The 16,809-nt window shown below is 75.0% G+C and carries 16 protein-coding genes; 5 read left to right on the top strand and 11 right to left on the bottom strand.

What is annotated here, in order from left to right:
- The first annotated feature begins 6 nt into the window (after positions 1-6).
- The 5 genes from hutU to hutH all read left to right on the top strand — a co-directional run bounded on the left by hutU (position 7) and on the right by hutH (position 7,161).
- Entirely contained in the window at positions 7-1,662 is a 1,656-nt protein-coding gene (hutU, locus tag ACSNOA_RS07400; RefSeq protein WP_436657184.1) for a urocanate hydratase, read from the top strand.
- 112 nt (positions 1,663-1,774) lie between these two features.
- Positions 1,775-2,971 carry an allantoate amidohydrolase gene (locus tag ACSNOA_RS07395; protein WP_436657183.1) on the top strand — a complete coding sequence of 399 codons (1,197 nt, stop codon included), beginning with the start codon at positions 1,775-1,777 and terminating at the stop codon, positions 2,969-2,971.
- A gap of 97 nt (positions 2,972-3,068) precedes the next feature.
- Positions 3,069-4,427 carry a formimidoylglutamate deiminase gene (locus tag ACSNOA_RS07390; RefSeq protein ID WP_436657182.1) on the top strand — a complete coding sequence of 453 codons (1,359 nt, stop codon included), beginning with the start codon at positions 3,069-3,071 and terminating at the stop codon, positions 4,425-4,427.
- The gene (gene hutI / locus ACSNOA_RS07385; protein WP_436657181.1) at positions 4,424-5,626 is read left to right on the top strand and encodes an imidazolonepropionase; all 1,203 of its coding nucleotides are present in this window, start codon (positions 4,424-4,426) and stop codon (positions 5,624-5,626) included. Before ACSNOA_RS07390 ends, hutI begins: the two co-directional genes overlap by 4 nt.
- Positions 5,623-7,161, top strand: coding sequence for a histidine ammonia-lyase (hutH, locus tag ACSNOA_RS07380; RefSeq protein ID WP_436657180.1), 1,539 nt, complete (start codon positions 5,623-5,625; stop codon positions 7,159-7,161). Before hutI ends, hutH begins: the two co-directional genes overlap by 4 nt.
- A 221-nt stretch (positions 7,162-7,382) precedes the next feature.
- Here hutH and rdgB read toward each other — a convergent pair whose 3' ends face one another.
- From rdgB to ACSNOA_RS07325, 11 genes are all read right to left on the bottom strand, one after another.
- Complete coding sequence (gene rdgB / locus ACSNOA_RS07375; protein ID WP_436657179.1) at positions 7,383-8,000, bottom strand: RdgB/HAM1 family non-canonical purine NTP pyrophosphatase; 618 nt, start codon at positions 7,998-8,000, stop codon at positions 7,383-7,385.
- Entirely contained in the window at positions 7,997-8,722 is a 726-nt protein-coding gene (gene rph / locus ACSNOA_RS07370) for a ribonuclease PH (protein WP_436657178.1), read from the bottom strand. Before rph ends, rdgB begins: the two co-directional genes overlap by 4 nt.
- Positions 8,723-8,786: 64 nt before the next feature.
- A complete protein-coding gene (locus ACSNOA_RS07365; protein ID WP_436657177.1) occupies positions 8,787-9,944 on the bottom strand; it encodes a glycosyltransferase in 1,158 nt (385 codons plus the stop codon).
- Complete coding sequence (locus tag ACSNOA_RS07360) at positions 9,941-11,086, bottom strand: glycosyltransferase family 4 protein (protein WP_436657176.1); 1,146 nt, start codon at positions 11,084-11,086, stop codon at positions 9,941-9,943. The genes ACSNOA_RS07365 and ACSNOA_RS07360 overlap by 4 nt, the downstream gene beginning before the upstream one ends.
- Before the next feature lie 105 nt (positions 11,087-11,191).
- Positions 11,192-11,935 (bottom strand): MBL fold metallo-hydrolase, encoded by a 744-nt coding sequence (locus ACSNOA_RS07355; RefSeq protein ID WP_436657175.1) that lies wholly within the window; start codon positions 11,933-11,935, stop codon positions 11,192-11,194.
- A gap of 294 nt (positions 11,936-12,229) precedes the next feature.
- Positions 12,230-13,195 carry a PLP-dependent cysteine synthase family protein gene (locus ACSNOA_RS07350; RefSeq protein ID WP_436657174.1) on the bottom strand — a complete coding sequence of 322 codons (966 nt, stop codon included), beginning with the start codon at positions 13,193-13,195 and terminating at the stop codon, positions 12,230-12,232.
- An 11-nt stretch (positions 13,196-13,206) separates the two neighbouring features.
- Positions 13,207-13,566 (bottom strand): MoaD family protein, encoded by a 360-nt coding sequence (locus ACSNOA_RS07345; RefSeq protein WP_436657173.1) that lies wholly within the window; start codon positions 13,564-13,566, stop codon positions 13,207-13,209.
- 60 nt (positions 13,567-13,626) lie between these two features.
- A complete protein-coding gene (locus ACSNOA_RS07340) occupies positions 13,627-14,115 on the bottom strand; it encodes a Mov34/MPN/PAD-1 family protein (protein WP_436657172.1) in 489 nt (162 codons plus the stop codon).
- Between the two features lie 48 nt (positions 14,116-14,163).
- Entirely contained in the window at positions 14,164-14,661 is a 498-nt protein-coding gene (locus tag ACSNOA_RS07335; protein ID WP_436658339.1) for a DUF2017 domain-containing protein, read from the bottom strand.
- A 61-nt stretch (positions 14,662-14,722) separates the two neighbouring features.
- The gene (gene clpS / locus ACSNOA_RS07330) at positions 14,723-15,013 is read right to left on the bottom strand and encodes an ATP-dependent Clp protease adapter ClpS (RefSeq protein WP_091591611.1); all 291 of its coding nucleotides are present in this window, start codon (positions 15,011-15,013) and stop codon (positions 14,723-14,725) included.
- 148 nt (positions 15,014-15,161) lie between these two features.
- A complete protein-coding gene (locus ACSNOA_RS07325) occupies positions 15,162-16,676 on the bottom strand; it encodes a hypothetical protein (RefSeq protein WP_436658338.1) in 1,515 nt (504 codons plus the stop codon).
- Between the last annotated feature and the right edge of the window lie 133 nt (positions 16,677-16,809).

Here is a 16,809-nt window from a genome sequence, read left to right as displayed (position 1 = left end):
ACCGAGATGTCCCACCCGGTCCGCGCCGCCCGTGGCGCCGAGCGCACCGCCCGCGGTTGGCCGCAGGAGGCCGCGCTGCGGATGCTCATGAACAACCTCGACCCGGAGGTGGCCGAGCGCCCCGACGACCTGGTCGTCTACGGCGGCACCGGCAAGGCCGCCCGGGACTGGCCGTCCTACCACGCGCTGGTGCGTACGCTCACCGACCTGCGCGACGACGAGACGATGCTCGTGCAGTCCGGCCGGCCGGTGGGCGTCCTGCGCACGCACGAGTGGGCGCCGCGAGTGCTGCTCGCCAACTCGAACCTGGTCGGCGACTGGGCGACCTGGCCGGAGTTCCGCCGCCTGGAGCAGCTCGGCCTGACCATGTACGGGCAGATGACGGCCGGCTCGTGGATCTACATCGGCACGCAGGGCATCCTGCAGGGCACCTACGAGACGTTCGCGGCCGTGGCCGCCAAGCGGTTCGGGGGCAGCCTCGCCGGCACGCTCACGCTGACCGCCGGCTGCGGCGGCATGGGCGGGGCGCAGCCGCTCGCCGTCACCATGAACGGCGGCGCCTGCCTCATCGTCGACGTGGACCGCGGCCGGCTGGAGCGCCGGGCGCACGACCGCTACCTCGACGAGATCGCCGACGACCTGGACGACGCGGTGGAGCGGGTGCTCGCCGCCAAGCGGGAACGCCGCGCGCTCAGCGTCGGCGTGGTCGGCAACGCCGCCGTCGTCTTCCCCGAGCTGCTGGGTAAGGGCGTCGAGATCGACATCGTCACCGACCAGACGAGCGCGCACGACCCGCTGTCGTACCTGCCGGTGGGGGTGGAGCTGGCCGACGCCCGCGACTACGCGGCCGCGAAGCCAGCCGAGTTCACCGACCGGGCGCGGGCCTCGATGGCCCGGCACGTGGCGGCGATGGTGGGCTTCCAGGACGCGGGCGCCGAGGTCTTCGACTACGGCAACTCGATCCGGGGCGAGGCGAAGCTGGGCGGCTACGAGCGGGCCTTCGACTTCCCCGGCTTCGTGCCCGCGTACATCCGGCCGCTGTTCTGCGAGGGCAAGGGACCGTTCCGGTGGGCGGCGCTCTCCGGCGACCCGGCCGACATCGCGGCCACCGACCGGGCCATCCTGGACCTGTTCCCGGAGAACGAGTCCCTCGCCCGGTGGATCCGGATGGCCGGCGAGCGGGTCGCGTTCCAGGGCCTGCCGGCCCGGATCTGCTGGCTCGGCTACGGCGAGCGCGACAAGGCCGGCGTGCGGTTCAACGAGATGGTCGCCTCCGGTGAACTGTCCGCCCCCGTGGTCATCGGCCGTGACCACCTCGACGCCGGCAGCGTGGCCAGCCCCTACCGGGAGACCGAGGCGATGGCCGACGGCTCCGACGCCATCGCCGACTGGCCGCTGCTCAACGCGCTGGTCAACACCGCGAGCGGGGCGTCCTGGGTCTCCATCCACCACGGCGGCGGCGTCGGCATGGGCCGCTCGATCCACGCCGGGCAGGTGTGCGTGGCCGACGGCAGCGCGCTCGCCGGCCAGAAGATCGAGCGGGTGCTCACGAACGACCCCGCTATGGGCGTCATCCGGCACGTGGACGCCGGATACGACATCGCCGGCGAGGTCGCCGAGCGGACCGGCGTGCGGGTGCCCATGGCGGAGGGCGACGCGTGAGCGCGAGGAGTGCAGCGCAGCGGAGCCCCGCAGTCGCGAACAACAGGAGCGCCGTGAGCGCGAGGAGTGCAGCGCAGCGGAGCCCCGCAGTCGCGAACAAGAGGGGTCCAGCGTGAGTGATCTCGTCGGCCGGTTCCGGAAGCTGTGGGACGAGATCGCCCCGGTGGGGCGGGACGCCGGCAGCGGCGGCTACCTGCGGTACGCGCTCACCGAGCCCGAGCTGCGGCTGCGCGGCTGGTTCCGCGACCAGGCGGCCCACCGGGGCCTGCCCGTCGTCGAGGACGGCAACGGCAACCTCTTCGCGTGGTGGGGTGACCCGGACGCCGGCGACGCGGTGCTGACCGGCAGCCACTTCGACTCGGTGCCGCACGGCGGGGCGTACGACGGTCCGCTCGGCATCGTGAGCGCCTTCCTCGCCGTCGACGAGCTGCGGGCCGCGGACGTCACCCCGGCCCGGCCGGTGGTCGTCGGCGCCTTCGTCGAGGAGGAGGGCGGCCGGTTCGGCGTACCGTGCCTGGGGTCTCGGCTGCTCAGCGGCGCGTTGCCGGCGGAGCGGGCGGCGGTGCTGCGCGACGCCGCCGGGGTGAGCTTCGCCGAGGCGCTCGGCGGCGTGCCGGCGGGCGCCCGCCCCGAGCTGCTGGGACGGTTCCGGGCCTTCGTGGAGCTGCACGTCGAACAGGGCCGCGCGCTCGCGGAGACGTCCTCGCCGGTCGCCGTGGCCAGCGCCATCTGGCCGCACGGCCGCTGGCGCTTCGACTTCGCGGGCGAGGGCAACCACGCGGGCACGACCCGCATGGCCGACCGCCGCGACCCGATGCTCACGTACGCGTTCACGGTGCTCGCGGCGAACAAGGAGGCCCGGCTGCGCGACGCGCACGCCACCGTGGGCCGCGTGTCGGTGGAGCCGAACGCGACGAACGCCGTCCCGTCCCGGGTCAGCGGCTGGCTCGACGCCCGGGCGGCCGAGCCGGAGACCCTCACGGGGCTCGTCGAGGCGGTGCACCACAAGGCCGTCGAGCGGGCCCGGCGCGACGGGACGACGGTCACGCTGACCGAGGAGTCGGCCACCCCGCTGGTCGCGTTCGACGGCGGGCTGGCCGGGCGGCTGGCCCGGCTGCTCGACGCGCCCGTGCTGCCGACCGGGGCGGGGCACGACGCCGGTGTGCTCGCCGCGCACCTGCCCACGGCGATGCTGTTCGTCCGCAACCCGACCGGGGTGTCGCACTCCCCCGCCGAGTCGGCCACCGACGAGGACTGCGCCGCCGGCGTCACCGCCCTCGCCCGGGTGCTCAAGGAGCTGGCATGCTGACGGCGACGCCGTTCCCGGCCGGCCGCCGGGGCCGGCTCCGCGGCGGTCCTGCCGCCCCGATGTCGCGACCGGTCCAGCGCCGAAGGGGGCGCGGAGCATGACCGCGACGCGCTGGCTGGCCGAGTACGCCTGGTTGCCGGACCGGAGCGAGCCGACCGCCGACGTGCTCATCGAGGCACAGGACGGTCGGTTCACGGCGGTGACCCCGCTGGCCGGCGCGGGCGCGCCCACCGCCGGGGTCGAGGTCCTCACCGACGCGGTACGGCTGCCCGGGCTCACCCTGCCCGGGCTGGCCAACGCGCACTCGCACGCCTTCCACCGGGCGCTGCGCGGGCGCACGCACGGCGGGCGAGGTGACTTCTGGACCTGGCGGGACCAGATGTACGCGGTGGCCGCCCGCCTCGACCCGGACTCGTACCTGGCGCTGGCCCGGGCCACCTACGCCGAGATGGCGCTGGCCGGGATCACCTCCGTGGGTGAGTTCCACTACCTGCACCACACCCCGGACGGCACGGCGTACGACGACCCGAACGCGATGAGCGCCGCGCTGGTCGAGGCCGCCGCCCACGCGGGTGTCCGGATCACCCTGCTGGACGCCTGCTACCTCACGGCGTCGGTGGACGGCGGGCCGCTCACCGGGCCGCAGGTGCGCTTCGGCGACGGGGACGCCGCGCGGTGGGCGGAGCGGGTGGCCGCCTTCACGCCGGAGGGCGGGCACGCCCGCGTGGGCGCCGCCGTGCACTCGGTCCGGGCCGTACCGGCCGAGCAGCTGGGCACCGTGGCGAGCTGGGCACGTGAGCGCGACGCGCCGCTGCACGTGCACCTCTCCGAGCAGCCCGCGGAGAACGACGCCTGCCGGGCGGTGCACGGCTGCACCCCGACGCGCCTGCTCGCCGACCGGGCCGTGCTGGGCCCCGCCACGACCGCCGTGCACGCGACCCATCCGACGAGCGCCGACCTGGCGCTGCTCGGGGAGAGCCGCACGGGCGTCTGCCTCTGCCCCACCACCGAGCGTGACCTCGCCGACGGCATCGGCCCGGCGCGCCGGATGGCGGACGCCGGCAGCCCGCTCAGCCTGGGCAGCGACAGCCACGCGGTCATCGACATCTTCGAGGAGGCGCGGGCCGTGGAGCTGGACGAGCGGCTGCGCACCCGCCGGCGCGGCCACTTCACGGCCGCGCGGCTGGTCGACGCGGCCACCGTCGCCGGGCACGCGGCCCTGGGCTGGACCGACGCCGGCCGGCTGGCCGTCGGCGCCCGCGCGGACCTGGTCACGGTACGGCTGGACAGCGCCCGGACCGCCGGTGTCCCGCCGGTCGGGGCGTTCTTCGCGGCCACCGCCGCCGACGTCGCGCACGTGGTGGTCGACGGCCGGACGGTCGTGGCCGACGGCCGGCACCTCGCCGTCGACGTGCCGGCCGAGTTGCAGGCCGCCATCACGGAGGTGACCGCATGACCGGCAGCCTGCTCGTCGACAACATCGGTGAGCTGGTCACCAACGGCTCCGGCGAGGGCGGTGGCGGCCCGCTCGGGCTCCGGCGCGACGCCGCCCTGCTCGTCGAGGACGGGCGGGTGGCCTGGATCGGGCCGGCCCGGTACGCCCCGGCCGCCGACCGACGCATCGACGCCGACGGCGCGGCCGTGCTCCCCGGGTTCGTGGACAGCCACGCCCACCTGGTGTTCGCGGGCGACCGCGCCGCCGAGTTCGCGGCGCGGATGGCCGGCGAGCCGTACACCGGCGGCGGCATCCGGACCACGGTGGGCGCCACGCGCGCGGCCAGCGACGACGAACTGCGCGCCACCGTCCGCCGGCTGCGGGGCGAGGCGCTGCGGCAGGGCACGACCACCATCGAGATCAAGAGCGGGTACGGCCTCACCGTCGCCGACGAGGCCCGCTCGCTGCGGATCGCCGCCGAGTTCAGCGAGGACACCACGTTCCTCGGTGCGCACGTCGTGCCCGCCGAGTACGCGGACCGCCCGGACGACTACGTCGGTATGGTCTGCGGGCCGATGCTGGCGGCCGCCGCCCCGCACGCCCGCTGGATCGACGTGTTCTGCGAGCGGGGCGCCTTCGACGTCGACCACGCCCGGGCCATCCTCGCCTGCGGGCAGGCGGTCGGCCTCGGCGTGCGCCTGCACGCCAACCAGCTCGGTCCCGGCCCGGGCGTACGGCTCGGGGTGGAACTCGGCGCGGCGAGCGTCGACCACTGCACCCACCTCAGCGACGCCGACGTCGACGCGCTGGCGTCGACCGCCGCGGACGGGCCCTCCGGCCGGGCCACGACGACCGTCGCCACGCTGCTGCCCGGCGCCGAGTTCTCCACCCGGTCGCCCTACCCGGACGCCCGGCGGCTGATCGACGCCGGTGTCACCGTGGCACTGGCCACCGACTGCAACCCCGGTTCGTCGTACACCTCGTCGATGCCGTTCTGCATCGCGCTCGCCGTACGCGAGATGCGGATGACCCCGGCGGAGGCGGTCTGGGCCGCGACCGCCGGCGGCGCGCGGGCGCTGCGCCGCGACGACGTCGGGGTGCTGCGCCCCGGCGCCCGGGCCGACCTCGTCGTCCTCGACGCCCCGTCCCACCTGCACCTGGCCTACCGGCCCGGTGTGCCCCTGATCCGCACCGTCCTGCACAACGGAGTTCCGCAATGACGACCGTGACCATCCAGCCCACCGGGATCACACCCGCCGACGTGCTCGCCGTGGCCCGTGGCGCCGCCAAGGTCGTGCTCGACCCGGCCGCCACGGAGGCGATGGCGACCAGTCGGTCCATCGTGGACGGCATCGAGGCGGCCGGCCGGCCGGTCTACGGCGTCTCCACCGGCTTCGGCGCCCTCGCCAACACGTTCGTGGCCCCGGAGCGGCGCGCCGAACTCCAGCACGCGCTGATCCGCTCGCACGCCGCCGGGGTCGGCGCGCCCATGCCACGCGAGGTGGTGCGGGCCATGATGCTGCTGCGCGTCCGCTCGCTCGCGATGGGCCGGTCCGGCGTCCGGCCGCTGGTCGCCGAGGCCCTGGTCGACCTGCTCAACCACGACATCACCCCGTGGGTGCCGGAACACGGGTCGCTCGGCGCCTCCGGCGACCTGGCCCCGCTGGCGCACTGCGCGCTGGCGCTGCTCGGTGAGGGCTGGGTGCTCGGCCCGGCCGGCGAGCGCGTCGACGCGGCGGAGGCGCTGCGCGAGGCCGGCCTGAGCCCGATCGAGCTGGCCGCCAAGGAGGGGCTGGCGCTCATCAACGGCACCGACGGCATGCTCGGCATGCTGCTGCTCGCCCTGCACGACGCCGCCCACCTGTTCACCATGGCCGACGTGACCGCGGCGCTGGCCATCGAAGCGATGCTCGGCTCCGAGCGGCCCTTCCTGCCCGAGCTGCACGCGATCCGCCCGCACCCCGGCCAGGCGGCCTCGGCGGCGAACATCCACCGGCTGCTCCAGGACTCCCGGGTGATGGACTCGCACCGCGACGACCTCGCGCACGCCGTGCAGGACGCGTACTCGATGCGCTGCGCCCCGCAGGTGGCCGGCGCGGCCCGGGACACGCTGGAGTTCGTCTCGACGGTCGCGGGCCGCGAGCTGCTGTCGGTGGTCGACAACCCGGTGGTGCTGCCCGACGGCCGCGTCGAGTCGACCGGGAACTTCCACGGCGCGCCGCTGGGCTTCGCGGCCGACTACCTGGCCATCGCCGCCTCCGAGGTGGGGGCGATCGCCGAGCGGCGGGTCGACCGCCTGCTCGACGTCACCCGCTCCCGGGAACTGCCGGCCTTCCTGTCGCCCGACGCCGGGGTGAACTCCGGGCTGATGATCGCCCAGTACACGGCCGCCGGGATCGTCGCGGAGAACCGCCGGCTGGCCGCCCCCGCGTCCGTCGACTCGCTGCCCACGAGCGGGATGCAGGAGGACCACGTCTCCATGGGCTGGGCGGCCACCAAGAAGCTGCGCACGGTGCTCGACAACCTGACGAGCGTGCTCGCCGTCGAGCTGCTGGCGGCCGTACGCGGGCTCCAGCTCCGCGCCCCGCTGACCCCGTCGCCCGCCGGCCGGGCAGCGGTCGAGGCCCTCGGCGGGATCGCCGGCGAGCCGGGCCCGGACGTGTTCCTCGCACCGCTCATGGAGGCCGCGCGCGAGGTGCTGCGCGGCCCCGACCTGCGCGCGGCCATCGAGCGGGAGATCGGGTCGCTGAGCTGACGCTTCGGGGGCGGCCGTCCGGTGTGGGCGGCCACCCCTGCGGGCAAGGCGGCCGGCGTCGGCAGCACGGCGGTCCGGGAATGCCCAAGATCCGCGCAACTTCCCCGAAGTAGTGGCCTCAGCGATGGTGGAGGCCACTACTTCCCGGATGTTGTGCGGATCTTGCGCGGGCCCGACGTGGGGGATCTTCGTGCGGGCCCGACGTGCGGTGACCGTGGAGCCTAGGCGGCCGGCGGCAGGACCTTGGCGATCAGCTTGGCCAGCTCGCGCAGCGCCTTGCCGCGGTGGCTGATCGCGTCCTTCTCCTCCGGCGTCAGCTCGGCGTTCGTGCGGGTCTGCCCGTCGCCCAGGAAGATCGGGTCGTAGCCGAAGCCGCCCTCCCCACGCGGGGCGCGCAGCAGCCGTCCGGCCTGCCGGCCGTCGACCAGGTGCTCCTTGCCGCCCGGCAGCACGAGGGCCACCGTGCAGACGAAGGACGCCCCGCGGTGCTCGTCCGGCACGTCGGCGGTCTGGTCCAGCAGGAGCTGGAGGTTGGCCTGGTCGTCACCGTGCCGGCCGGACCAGCGGGCGCTGAACACACCGGGCATCCCGCCCATGGCGTCGACGGCCAGGCCGGAGTCGTCGGCGACGGTCGGCAGGCCGGTGCGCCGGAAACCCTCCCGCGCCTTGATGAGCGCGTTCTCGCCGAAGGTGAGGCCGGTCTCCGGCAGCTCCGGGTACTCCTCGACGTCGTCCAGGCCGAGCAGGGCGACCTGGTGCGCGCCGAGCGCGCCGTCGAGGATCCGCTGGAGCTCCACCAGCTTCTTGCGGTTACGGGTGGCAAGCAGCACCTTGTTCATGAGAGCGCCTTCCGCTGGGCTTCGGCCAGTTCCGCGCAGCCCGCCACGCCCAGGTCGAGCAGGGCGTCGAGCTGGCTCCGGGGAAACACGCCGGCCTCCCCGGTGCCCTGCACCTCGACGAAGTCGCCGGTGCCGGTGCAGACCACGTTCATGTCGACCTCGGCGGTCACGTCCTCGGCGTAGCACAGGTCGAGCCGGGCCTCGCCCCCGATGACGCCGACGCTCACCGCCGCGACCGACCGGTGCATCACGGCCGCCGGCTTGCCGGCCAGCGCCTTGCGCTCGGCAAGCCACGTGACGGCGTCGTGCAGCGCCACGTACGCGCCGGTGATCGCCGCCGTACGGGTGCCGCCGTCGGCCTGGAGCACGTCGCAGTCGAGCACGATCGAGTTCTCGCCGAGGGCCTTGAGGTCGACGCAGGCGCGCAGGCTCCGGCCGATCAGCCGGGAGATCTCGTGCGTACGCCCGCCGATGCGGCCCTTGACGCTCTCCCGGTCCGAGCGGGTGTTCGTGGCCCGGGGCAGCATCGCGTACTCGGCGGTGACCCAGCCGAGACCGGAACCCTTGCGCCAGCGGGGCACCCCCTCGGTGACGCTCGCCGTGCACAGCACCCGCGTCGCGCCGAACTCGACGAGCACGGAGCCCTCCGGATGGGTGCTCCATCCCCGGGTCAGCGTCACCGGTCGGAGTTGGTCGGGCCGTCGCCCGTCGGGTCGTGCCATGCCTGCACCCTATGCGGTGGCCGGATCCAGTCGCGCGGGTGTCCCCGGGCCGGTGGCCGCCCGGTCAGGCGGGTGCCGGCGGCCGGGCCGGTTCGGCGGTGTGCACGCGCAGGAAACCGGCCACGGCGGCGGGCCAGCCGAACTCCTCGGCACGCGCCCGGGCCGCCGCGCGCCGCTGCGCCTCGGGCCGGGCGAGCAGGTGCCGCACCGCCTCGGCGACGGCCGCCGGCGAGCCGTCCGCGGCCCGCCCGGCCGTGCCGACGACCTCGGGCAGCGCGCTGGCGGCGTTGACGACCACGGGGGTGCCGCAGGCCAACGCCTCGAGCCCGGCCAGCCCGAACGTCTCCACGGGCCCGGGTGCGAGCACCACGTCGGCGCTGGCCAGCAGCGCGGCCACGGCCAACCGGTCCGGTAGGAAGCCGGTGAAGGTGACCGGCAGCCCGGCCGCCCGCCGTTGCAACGCGGCCCGCAGCGGGCCGTCGCCGGCCATCACGAGCACCGCCGGCACGCCCGCCCGGCGGAGCGCGGCGAGCGCGTCGACGGCCAGCTCCGGCCGCTTCTCCCGGGACAGCCGCGCGCAGTGCACGAGCAGCAGCTCGCCGCGGTCCGCGTACCGGCCGCGCACCTCGGGGTCGGCCCGGTCGGGATGGAACGTGGCGAGGTCCACCCCGAGCGGCACCAGGTCGACGTTGCGCGCACCGATCCGGGCGAACTCCTCGGCCGCCCACCGCGTCGTGCAGGCCACCCGGTCGTACGCCCGGGCCGTGCGGCCGTTGAACCGGTCGGCGAGGGGGCGGCGAAGCGCACCCGGCACTTCCCACTGCCCGAGCAGGCCGGTCAGCGACTCGTGCGAGACCATCACCGACGGCACGCCGTGCGCCCGCGCCCAGTCCCCCGTCCACCGCAGGGTGAACCGGTCGGAGACCTCCAGTCGGTCCGGCGCCAGCTCGGTGAGGACCCGGGCCAGCGGGCGCCGCGCGGTGAGGAGCCGGTACCCGCCGCTGGCCGGCAGCTCCGGCCCGGCCAGGGTGATCACCCGCCCCCACGGGTGCCACTCGTCGGAGGGACGCCGCCCGGGGACGACCAGCACCGGCTCGTGCCCCGCCTCGCAGTAGCCCACACCGAGCTGGTGCAGCGCGGTCCGCAGCCCGCCGGAGCGGGCCGTCACGAAGTTGGCCAACCGGACGATCCGCAGCCCGGCGGCGGGAGCCGACCCCGTCACGAGGCGGCGGGCAGGTTCGCGGCCGTCGCGCCGGCGCGTACCGCCTCGTAGTGCCCGATCAGCTCGTCGCCCACGGCGGCCCAGCTTCGCCGCCGCACGGCCGCGCGGGCGGCCCGCCCGTACGCGACGCGGCGCTCCTCGTCCGCGGCGAGCGCGGCCACCGCGGCGGCCAGCGCGTCCCCGTCGCCCGGCGGCACCAGCAGCCCGGTCACCCCGGACTCGACGAGGTCCACGGGCCCGCCGGCGGCAGGCGCCACCACCGGCACGCCGCTGGCCAGCGCCTCCTGCACGGTCTGGCCGAACGTCTCGTGCGGGCCGGTGTGCACGAAGACGTCGAGGCTCGCGTAGAGCCGCGCGAGGTCCTCGCCGTGCCGGACACCGAGGAAGGTGACCCCGGGCAGGGCCCGGGCCAGTTGCCGCCGAACGGGACCGTCGCCCGCCACCACCACCCGGACACCGGCCAGCCGGGACGTCTCCGCGAGCAGCTCGACCCGCTTCTCGGGAGCGAGCCGCCCGACGTAGCCGACCAGCAGCTCGCCGTTCGGGGCGAGCCCGGCGCGCAGCTCCGCGGACCGCTTCGCCGGCTGGAACCGCTCCGCGTCCACGCCCCGCCGCCACAGCCAGATCCGCTGCACCCCGTTGGCGATGAGGTCGGCCGCGGCGCGGGTGGACGGCGCGAGCGTACGCTGCACCGAGTTGTGGATCTCGCGCAGCCGCCGCCACGCGGCCGCCTCGCCCCAGCCGAGCCGGTACGCGCGGGCGTACGAGGCCACGTCGGTCTGGTAGACGGCCACCGTGGGCAGCCCGTGCCGCACGGCCAGCGTGGCGGCGCGCGCGCCGAGGACGAACGGGCTGGCGAGGTGGACGACGTCCGGCGCGTGCCCGAGCAGCGCCCCCGTGAGGCGGGGGGTCGTCGGCACACCCAGCCGGAAGCCCTGGTAGCGGGGCATCGGGACGCTCGGGATCCGCACCACCGGGTAGGGGTGCCCGCCACTGTCGTGTCGGGTGGCGCCGGGCGGGGCAGGCGCGATGACGAGCGGCTCGTGGCCGCGGGCAGCCAGGTGTTCGGCGGCCCGGACGACGGAGTGCGCGACGCCGTTCACGTCCGGCGGGAACGACTCGGTCACGATGGCGATCCGCATGCCCACACCGTGCGGGTGCCACGGGTGCGTAAGACGACCGGATGCTGACCGGTTGGCGAACACTGCGGCAAGAGCGATAGCCGGGCGGCCCGGGCGTGGAGCGGGTCAGATGTCGTAGCTGGCGCCGGCGCGGACCACCTCGAGCGGGCCCGCGTACGCGGCGGCGGCCGACTCGACGGTGTGCGCCTCGCTGCCCCAGGCGGCCACCAGATGCGTGAGCAGCAGCCGGCCCACACCCGCCTTGGTGGCCGCCTCGCCGGCCTCCCGGCCGGTCAGGTGCAGGTCCGGTGGGTTCTCGACCCCGTCGAGGTAGCTCGCCTCGCAGAGGAACACGTCGGCGTCCTGGGCCAGCCGCACCAGCGCGTCGCACGGGGCCGTGTCGGACGAGTAGCACAGCACCCGTCCCTCGTGTTCCAGCCGCACCCCGTACGTCTCGACGGGGTGATTGACCCGGTCGACCGTGACGGTGAGCGGGCCGATCGGGAAGGTGCCGGGCTGGAGGCCGTAGAACTGGTAGACGTCGTCCATCGTGCCGTCGTCGCCGTACGCGGCCATCAGGCGGTCGGGCGCGCCGGAGGGTGCGTACACCGGCAGGGCCGGGTACGGGCCGTCGGGCGCGTACCGGCGGACCACCACGTACGTCACGGCGTCGAGGATGTGGTCGCAGTGCAGGTGGCTCAGGAGGATCGCGTCCGGCGCGTGCAGCCCCGCGTAGCGCTGGAGGCTGGAGAGCGACCCCGAGCCGAAGTCGACCAGCAGCCGGAAGCCGTCCGCCTCGATCAGGTAGGAGGAGCAGGGGGCCTCCGGCCCGGGGAAACTTCCCGCACAGCCCAGGACGGTCAGTCGCATCTGGTGCTCTCGCCGTCACGCTTCGTAGTCGCCGCGCCGGTCACCGCTCGGCCCATGATCTCTACCGACGCGTACGCCACGCTGCGCAGCCTACGCCCGCGCGCGGGGGCGCAAGAATCATCCGTAGAAAGTTGTCACCAAGGTGACACCCAGCGCGTCCGGCGGCGGCCGACCCTCCGGCGGGCCGGCCGTGAACCCGATCGACCGTCGCGCTCCGTGATGGCGCGGCGACATGCGAAAGCGGGTGCCGCCGGCACGACGCGGCCGGCGGCACCCGCCTCGGGGCTCGCGGGCTCAGGCCCAGAGCTGCCCCTCCAGCGCCTCCTCGGCGTCGGCCAGCGTGCCGCCGTACGCCCCGGTGGAGAGGTACTTCCAACCGCCGTCGGCGACCACGAACGCCACGTCGGCCCGACGGCCCTCACGCACCGCCTCGTGCGCGACCGCCAGCGCCGCGTGCAGGATGGCCCCGGTCGAGAAGCCCGCGAAGATCCCCTCCACCTCGACGAGCTGGCGGGTGCGCAGCACGGCGTCGCGGGTGCCGACCGAGAACCGACGGGACAGGACGCCCGGGTCGTACAGCTCGGGGACGTACCCCTCGTCGATGTTGCGCAGGCCGTAGACCAGCTCGCCGTAGCGCGGCTCCGCGGCCACGACCTGGATCCCCTCGACCTTCTCCCGCAGGTACCGTCCGGTGCCCATGAGAGTGCCCGTGGTGCCCAGGCCGGCCACGAAGTGGGTGATGGTGGGCAGGTCGTGCAGCAGCTCCGGCCCGGTCGTCTCGTAGTGCGCCCGGGCGTTCGCCTCGTTGCCGTACTGGTAGAGCATCACCCAGTCGGGGTGCTCGACGGCGATCTGCTTCGCCGTGGCGACCGCCTGGTTCGACCCGCCCGCCGCCGGCGAGAAGATGATCTCCGCGCCGTACATCCGCAACAGCTGGACCCGCTCGGTCGACACGTTCTCCGGCATCACGCACACCAGCCGGTAGCCCCGCAGCTTCGCGACCATCGCCAGCGAGATGCCGGTGTTGCCGCTGGTCGGTTCGAGGATGGTGTCCCCCGGCCGGAGCCGGCCGGCCTCCTCGGCAGCCCGGACCATGAACAGCGCCGCCCGGTCCTTGATGCTGCCCGTCGGGTTCCGGTCCTCCAGCTTCGCCCAGAGCCGCACGGGCGGCGCCCCCGCGGCGACCGTCGGCGAGAGCCGGGGCAGGCCGACGAGCGGCGTGCCGCCGCAGGCGTCGAGCAGGCTGTCGTACCGCGCCATGGCGCGCCGCCTCAGCGGGTGGCGGAGGGGTGGCCGGCCGTCGTGGGACCGGTGACCTTCTGCTGCGCGATGGCCGCGGCCGCCGCGAAGCCGAACGCCCCGCCGGCGACCGCCGGCAGGATGGTGACGCTGTCGCCGTCGCTCAGCTTGGCGTCGAGCGCGCCGAGGAAGCGGACGTCCTCGTCGTTGACGTAGACGTTGACGAAGCGGTGCAGCGCGCCGGCGTCGGTGACGAGGCGGGCCCGCAGGCCGCCGTGCCGGGAGTCAAGGTCGGTGAGCAGGTCGCCCAGGGTGTCGCCGCTGCCCTCGACGACCTTCGCGCCGCCGGTGTAGCTGCGCAGGATGGTGGGGATGCGAACCTCGATGGCCATGATGTCGTGCTCCTTGTGTGCCGGGTGACGGGACGTAAACGGGTGTTGCGGCGCGAGGGATCAGCGGCCGGAACACTCGTAGTCGACCGTCGCCGGGCTCTGCCCGAACATGTAGGACTGCACGGCGTGCGGATCCACTGCGGCGTCCACGATCCGGACCGGCTCCTCCGTCACCACGCCGTCCACGATCCGGAAGGAGCGGATCTCCTCGGTGTCGGGCTCGCGGGTGGAGACGAGCAGGTAGTGCGCGCCGGGCTCACCGGCGAACGAGACGTCGGTGCGGGACGGGTAGGCCTCGGTCGCGGTGTGCGAGTGGTAGATGACGACGGGCTCCTCGTCCCGGTCGTCCATCTCGCGCCACACCCGCAGCTGCTCCATCGAGTCGAACTCGTAGAACGTCATGGAGCGGGCCGCGTTCGCCATGGGGATGTGCCGGGTCGGAGCGTCGCTGCCGACGGAACCGGCCACGACCCCGCACGCCTCGTCCGGGTGGTCCCGGCGCGCGTGGGCCACGATCGCGTCGACGATCGACCGGTCGATGCTCAGCACGCGCTCCAGCCTAACGCCTGGCCGGCCCGGGCGGCGAAGTGGCGGCGGTCACGCCCCGTCGATCAGGGCGTTGAGCAGGGACTCCTGGAGATAACCGAGATACGCGTAGACGGACAGTTGGAACACCCGGCTGGACGTCGGATCCTCCGCGACCGCCTCGTCGAGCTCCTCGCCGAGGTCGGTGCCGTCCTTGATCTCCAACCGGACGCCCATGGCGAGCCGGGCGTCGTTGAGCGCCCGCAGCCACGCCTCGGCCGCCTCGGCGTCCAGCCGCACCTCGCCGGCCTCGCCGGGCAGTGCGGCGAGGATGGCGCCCGCCTGGTCGATCTTCGCGGTCTTGAGGTCGCCCTCGGTGTAGCGGCGGAACTCGGCGTTGCTCCTCGAGTCGTCGGGGTAGACCTCGGGGAAGAGCCGGCCCACCACCGGGTCGGAATGGTCGAAGCCGTCGGTGAGCAGGCCCACGACCTCGGAGGCGACCTTGCGCAGCACCCGCACCTCGTCGACGGCGAACGTCGCGACATAGCGGCCGCTCTGGCGGCGGAACATACTCACGGCGACATTCCTGTTCGCGACTGCGGGGCTCGCAACCCCGGCCCACTCCTCGCGCTCACGAGCGGTCCACCGTTGCCCACAACCCGTACGCGTGCAGCTGCGAGGCGTCGTGCTCCATGCGCTCCCGGGCGCCGGTCGACACGACGGCGCGCCCCTTGTGGTGAACGTCGAGCATCAGCTTCTCGGCCTTCTCCCGGCTGTAGCCGAACAGCTTCTGGAAGACCCACGTCACGTACGTCATGAGGTTGACCGGGTCGTCCCACACGATCGTCACCCACTGCCGGTCCGAGACCGGCACCTCTTCGGTGGCCGGCGTCTCGACCGGTGCAACCTGCGGAGCCGCCATGCCCCCCATCGTGCCACCGGTTTCCCGGAACCGAGGAACCGGAACGCCGGACCGGCCGGGATCGCCCTCGGCAGGCGGCCCCGACCCGCCGGCGCCGCGCCCGAGGGGTGGGCAGGCGGGCCCGGCGGGCCGGGGGGCGCGGGCGCCGTCAGGCGAGCAGGATGCCGTGGTCGACCGCATCGGAGAGCACCGCCCCGAGGCCGAGGCGGACGACCTCGAACCGCCGGGAGATCTCCCGGGACAGTTCCAGCTCGACCTCCCGCAGCGCCCGCTGGGCCCACGCCCGCGCCTCGTTGGGGTCGTTGTTGCCCGGACTGCGCCAGTGCTGCCAGCAGCCGCCGGAGAGGGCGACGGCGACCGGCGGGAGCACCTCGGCGCGGGCGCGGCTCGGATAGCCCGCCAGCGCGTCGATCGCCCCGTCACCGCTGAGGCCCGCCACCCCGGCCGTGCTGGTGACGAGCAGCACCCGGTCGAGGTCGCGGCCGGTCCGGTCCTCGATGAGGCCCCACCGCATCGCCTTGACGACGCGCCGGTCCACGCCATCGGGCAGCGGGGCGCCGAACACGCGCGCCACGGCGTCGTCCACGATGCCGCGCACGGCGCCGTCGCACTGGGCGGTGGCCAGCAGCGACAGCGCCTCCATCTCGCGGTCGAGCAGCTGGGGCAGCCCCTCGCAGCCGACCCCGAAGACGATCTCCTGCACGACGCGCAGGTGGACGTTCGCCAGCTCGAGCGCGAGGTGCTGGCGGATGCGCTGGGCGCAGGTGCGGGTCTGCCGGTCGAGCCGCTCCGACCAGTCACCGGGGTCGGCGGCCACGGACACCCGGACGTGCTCGCCGGGCAGCACCGGCGGGTCGGAGCTGGCTCGGCGCAGCCCCTCGTCGGCGGCCCACCCGACCAGGGCCCGGCGCAGGTCGGCCGCGGCGCCGGGATGCAGCGCGAACCAGCGCGCCTCGGCGAGGCGGGGAACGGCGGTGAGCAGCGCGGCACGGTGCGCCTCCACCGTCACGGCGACCGGGTCGACCGTGGGGCCGGGCGAGGGGAGCCCGGCCCCGGACGGCGGGACGGACGCCCCCGTGTCCTCCGTCGCCGCCGTGCCGTCGGACCCGGACCAGCCGGCCGAACCCGGCGTGACCACGAAGAAGACCGTGACCGGCGTGCGGGCGACCTCGGCGAGCAAGTTGAGCTCCGCCGCAGTGAACGCCTGGTCGGCGGCGATGACGAAGAGCAGCGCCCCGGCCCGGCCGACCGCGTCGAGCACCACCCGCGCCCCGGCGACGCCGAGGGCGCCCGTGTCGGTCGTGTCGACGAGGTTGAAGTGGCGCAGCAGCGGGTCGGGCAGGCCGAGCTCGACACGGCGTGGAGGACGCGCCAGCGCCGGGCCGGCGGCCGTCCGGTCGGCGCCGTACGGGTGGGGCTGCCGGTAGCCCGGGACGTACGCCGCCCGGGTGGAGGTGGCGGAGTGGCGCATCACCAGCCAGCTGCCGTCGGGCGTGCCGAGCAGGGCGGGGTCGAGGTCGAGGAGGGTGGCGAGCACGCCGCGGCGGTTGGCCCCGCCCGGACCCACGGCGAGCACGCCGAGCGGCTCGTCCGGGCCGGGCTCGGTCACACCGAGGCGGGTGGGCAGGGGTGCGCATCGCGGCAGGTCGCTCGGCCCGGGCATTTCGGACACGTCCGTGGAGGGGAGAGGACCCGGCTTCATCAGGGCGACCTCCCGGGACGGGCGGACGGGCAACGCCGGCCGCGTGGAATCTCCGGTGCGAAGAACCGGATGCCGGAAGACTACGAGCCATCCG

The sequence above is a fragment of the Micromonospora sp. URMC 103 genome (assembly GCF_051386435.1).
In the GTDB taxonomy this organism is placed as follows: domain Bacteria; phylum Actinomycetota; class Actinomycetes; order Mycobacteriales; family Micromonosporaceae; genus Micromonospora.
This window is presented reverse-complemented; position numbering and strand designations above follow the sequence as displayed.